Origin of the sequence: Burkholderia sp. E168m23, from assembly GCF_016586125.1 — a bacterium.
In the GTDB taxonomy this organism is placed as follows: domain Bacteria; phylum Pseudomonadota; class Gammaproteobacteria; order Burkholderiales; family Burkholderiaceae; genus Burkholderia; species Burkholderia orbicola.
This window is the reverse complement of the sequence record NZ_BCPP01000643.1, coordinates 1-4278: the sequence shown is the minus strand read 5'-3', so window position 1 is coordinate 4278 and position 4278 is coordinate 1. Positions and strand designations below refer to the sequence as shown.

Genomic DNA, 4278 nt, shown 5'->3' with positions numbered 1-4278 from the left:
AAGCAGGTCGTGCAGTTCTACACGCAGACCAAGACGGTCACCGCGCGCTGGTTCGACGACGACGCGACGGCCGGCGGCGTGAACACGACGATCGCGCTGCGTTGAGCGAGGGCCCGCACATGGAAATCGCCTTCATCGGACTCGGCAACATGGGTGGCCCGATGGCCGCCAACCTGCTCAAGGCCGGCCACGCGCTGACGGTGTTCGACCTCGACGCGCATGCGGTCGACGCCGCGGTGCGCGCCGGCGCGGCGGCGGCGACGTCGCCGCGTGACGCCGCCGCGCGCGGCTCGTTGATCATCACGATGCTGCCGGCCGCGCAGCACGTGCGCGCCGTCTACCTCGGCGACGACGGCGTGCTGGCCGGCGCACGCGGCGGCGCGACGCTGATCGACTGCAGCACGATCGATCCGGGCACCGTGCGCGCGGTGGCCGACGCCGCCGCGCAGCGCGACTTCCCGCTCGCCGACGCGCCCGTGTCGGGTGGCACCGGCGGCGCGCAGGCCGGCACGCTGACCTTCATGGTCGGCGCCGATGGCGCGCTGTTCGAGCGCATCCGCCCGGTGCTGCTCGACATGGGCAAGAACGTCGTGCACTGCGGCGGCACCGGCACCGGGCAGATCGCGAAGATCTGCAACAACCTGCTGCTCGGCATCTCGATGATGGGCGTATCGGAAGCGATGGCGCTCGGCGCCGCGCTCGGCATCGATCCAACCGTGCTGGCCGGCATCATCAACACGTCGACCGGCCGCTGCTGGAGTTCGGACACGTACAACCCGTATCCGGGCGTGAGCGACACCGCGCCGGCCGCGCGCGGCTATGCGGGCGGCTTCGCGGCGAACCTGATGCTGAAGGATCTCGGTCTCGCGACCGAAGCCGCACGCAGCGCGCATCAGCCGGTCTGGATGGGCGCGCTCGCGCAGCAGTTGTATCAGTCGATGAGCCAGCAGGGGCTCGGCACGCTCGACTTCTCCGCGTGCGTGAAGCTGTACGAGGCGCAGCCGGCCTGATTCGCCCGGCCGACGCCGGACGTGCGTCGACCCGCGATGGGCCGGAACGGCATCGCGGGTCGGTTTGCAGGCGGGGGAAGAAAAACGCGGGCGGCGTCATCATGCCGCCGGTCGGTCAACCGCGCGGGTTCGACGCCGTCTCGAAGGTCGGATGACACTCGAACGCGAGTTCGGAGCGTGCGTCGACGCGGCGGCCGCCGGTCAGCGATTCCTGCTTCACGCTGGCGCGCATCCCGCGCTGCGTGCAGTAATTGGTGGCTTCGTTGACGGCCTTCTCGTGGGCGTCGGCCCACGTCGTCGACACGCCGACCGTGCGCGTCGTCACGGTGTACACGTTCGGGTTCGACGTCGCGGTCACGTCGGAAGCAGTCGAACACGCGGCGAGCAAGCATGCAGCAGCCGCAATGGTCAACCATCGCAGGGTTCGAAAAGAGACTGGAATGGACATGGAGGGCAGGCGCACGTCAGTCGACGTGCATTGAGCAACATAGGCGACAGTATGCCTGCTCGATCGCCGGAGATCATGCCCCTTTCGGTGAACACATTGTTTCGAATGGTTAAACGATGGCCGAATCTGGCAAGAATTACAGCCGTCGCCGGCCATCGTTTTCATCCGTCAGGTCATTTCGCCCGGCATGCCCGCCGGCGCGGCCGCTCACGCCGGCGCGACGGTCAATGTGCACCCGCCTGACGGATTCGCGCGGATGCTTCCGCGAGGTTGCGCCACGCCGGCTGCCCCGGTGCGTAGCGTGCGCGAATGTAGGCGGCAAGCTCGGCCATCTGCCGATCGTCGAAGGCATCGCCGAAGCCCGGCATGTAGCCGAGCCGGTCGGTGGCCGGCTGGTCGATCCCGTGGTGCAGCACGCGCAGCAGATTGTCCGGCGTCGACTGGCTCACGCTCGTGTTGAGTCCCATCAGCGGCCGCACGCCGAAATGTCCGACGCCGCCCGATTCCGCATGACACACCGCGCACGCCGCGTCGAACGCGCGGCGGCCGTTCTCGAGGCCGAGCGTCGCGATGGTTTCCGCGCCGCGTGCCTGGCGGTCGGCCGCAACCGCGGCGATTGCCGCATCGACGGGCGGCGACAGCGACGCCAGATAATGCGCGATCGCCCGCACGTCGGATTCGGGCAGCGCCGCGAGCCCCGCGACGACCGGCGCCATCGGCCCGGCCGCGACGCCGTGCTGTGCCGAGAACCCGGTACGCAGATAGTCGAACAGCGCGCCTTCGGTCCACGGCACGGGCGAAGCCGGCGACGCGACGAGCGGCGGCGCGACCCAGCCTTCCGCTTCGCCGCCCGACAGGTACGCGAGGCCGCCCTTCTCCGCACCGAGCGCGTTGCGCGGCGTGTGGCAGGCGCCACAGTGCCCGGCGCCGTCGACCAGATACTTGCCGCGATTCCACATCGCCGAGCGCGCCGGGTCCGGCGCAAACGGCCGCGCGTCGTGAAACAGCCAGTTCCAGCCGGCCACCAGACGCCGCTGATCGAGCGGAAACGGCAGATTCGTCCGCGGCGGCACGTGCTTCACCGGCGGCTGCGACATCAGGTACGCATAGAGCGCGAGCAGGTCGGGCTCGCTCAGCTTCGCGAATGCGGTGTACGGGAACGCCGGGTACAGGTGTGAGCCGTCGCGCGAGATGCCTTCGCGCATCGCACGGGCGAACGCCGGATACGACCAGTTGCCGATGCCGGTTTCCGGATCGGGCGTGAGGTTCGTCGTGTAGATCGTGCCGAACGGCGTATCGAGCGCGAGCCCGCCCGCATTGGTCGCGCCGCCGGGCGCCGTGTGGCACACCGCGCAATCGCCGGCGAGCGCGACGAGGCGGCCGCGTTCGAGCATGGCCGCGCTCCACATCGCGCCGTCCGCGCCACCGGGCGCAACAGGCCCGAGCGGTGCGATCGGCGCCGGGCCCGGCAGGATCGCGCACGCCAGCCCGATCAGCCCGCCGACCACGCCGCCCGCGCCGCCGCCGGCCAGCCAGCGGCGCCAGCGCGATGCGCGGCGCGGGGCCGCGTGCGGCCTGTCGGTGGCATCGGCCGGCACCGGTTGCGCGAGCGCGGCGCGAATGTGCGCCGCATCGAACGGCGGCGCGCGAAAACGCACGCCCGTCGCGTCGTACAGCGCGTTGGCGATGGCAGCCGCGGCCGGCGCGGCCGCCTGCTCGACTCGCCGCGCATCGTATCCGGACAGGTCGCCATGCGCGCGATGCGCGGCGGCGTCGAAGGCAACCAGCTCGTGTGCGATCGCGTCGGGCCGCGCATCGGCATCGGTCTCGTCGTGCGCGGGCCGCGCGGACAACCGTGCGCCCATTACGCGGGAAATCGCGGCCTCGATCTGCCATGCGGGCAGGCCGGCCAGCGACGCGTCGCCCGGCTCGCCGCTGCCTTGCCCGGCCACGACGCGCCGCACCGAGACGTCGCCGGTCGCACGGTCGACCTCGAGATCCACGACCCACGCGGACCAGTGCGGATCGCCGTGACGGTCGGCATCGTCGCCGGATGCGGATGCGACTGCGCGCGCATCGACCGGCTCGCCATCGAAGGCGAAGCCGCGACCGCTGACACGCGACGCCGCGTTCGCCCGCGACGCAACCGGCACGCCCCAGGCGGCGCGTTCGGTGACCATCCGGATCGTTTCGCGCGGCCCTGCGTCCCGCGCGGCATCCAGATGTTGCAACCGCAACGCGACCGGGTCGCGCCGCAACGCTCCCGCGAGTTCGTCGACGAAGGATTCGCGGGCAAAGACGTGCGCGTGACCGGGAATCGCGCCATCGGCATCGGCCAGCTCGATCGACGTCTGCGCGTGCCGGTAGACGAACGGCGATGCGGCGCCGGAATCAGCGCGTGCCGCGGCTCCGCGAGCATCGTTCGTGGCTGAGCCGACCGCCTGCGCGCGATAGCGCCACGTGGTCATCCTGCCGTCGGGCGCGGTCCGCGTTTCGATATCGAACGATGCAGGCGTGCGCGCATCGCCGATCGGCCAGGCGTAGCGTGCGCGGTGCGGCGGCGCGGCGGCGGCGGCCGCGTCATCGTGCGGCGCGGGTTCCGCCACACACGCCGGCGCCATCGGCGGACCTGCGTCAGGCTTCATCGCCGCCTCGCAGATAGCGTGCGGCGCGATGCACCGCGCGGATGATCTCCAGATGCGTGCCGCAACGGCACAGGTTGAAACGCAACGCGTCCCGGATCGCCGCATCGTCGGGCGCGGGGTGGCGGTCGAGCAGCGCCTTCGTGCTCATGATCATGCCGTTCAGGCAGTAACCGCA

Annotated in this window: 4 protein-coding genes; 1 reads left to right on the top strand and 3 read right to left on the bottom strand. The window is 71.1% G+C overall.

The window, feature by feature from the left end; all coding sequences use genetic code 11:
• Window positions 1-119 precede the first annotated feature (119 nt).
• Window positions 120-1010, top strand: a complete 891-nt coding sequence (mmsB, locus tag JMF90_RS26545) for a 3-hydroxyisobutyrate dehydrogenase (RefSeq protein WP_011694697.1) — start codon at window positions 120-122, stop codon at window positions 1008-1010.
• A 115-nt stretch (window positions 1011-1125) separates the two neighbouring features.
• Here the strand turns inward: mmsB and JMF90_RS26540 are convergent, their stop codons facing one another.
• From JMF90_RS26540 to JMF90_RS26530, 3 genes are all read right to left on the bottom strand, one after another.
• Window positions 1126-1458, bottom strand: coding sequence for a hypothetical protein (locus JMF90_RS26540; protein WP_011548018.1), 333 nt, complete (start codon window positions 1456-1458; stop codon window positions 1126-1128).
• A 224-nt stretch (window positions 1459-1682) separates the two neighbouring features.
• Window positions 1683-4103 carry a c-type cytochrome gene (locus tag JMF90_RS26535; protein WP_011548019.1) on the bottom strand — a complete coding sequence of 807 codons (2421 nt, stop codon included), beginning with the start codon at window positions 4101-4103 and terminating at the stop codon, window positions 1683-1685.
• The coding region (locus JMF90_RS26530) for a (2Fe-2S)-binding protein (protein WP_236598038.1) at window positions 4093-4278 on the bottom strand (186 nt) is incomplete at its 5' end. The genes JMF90_RS26535 and JMF90_RS26530, both read right to left, overlap by 11 nt.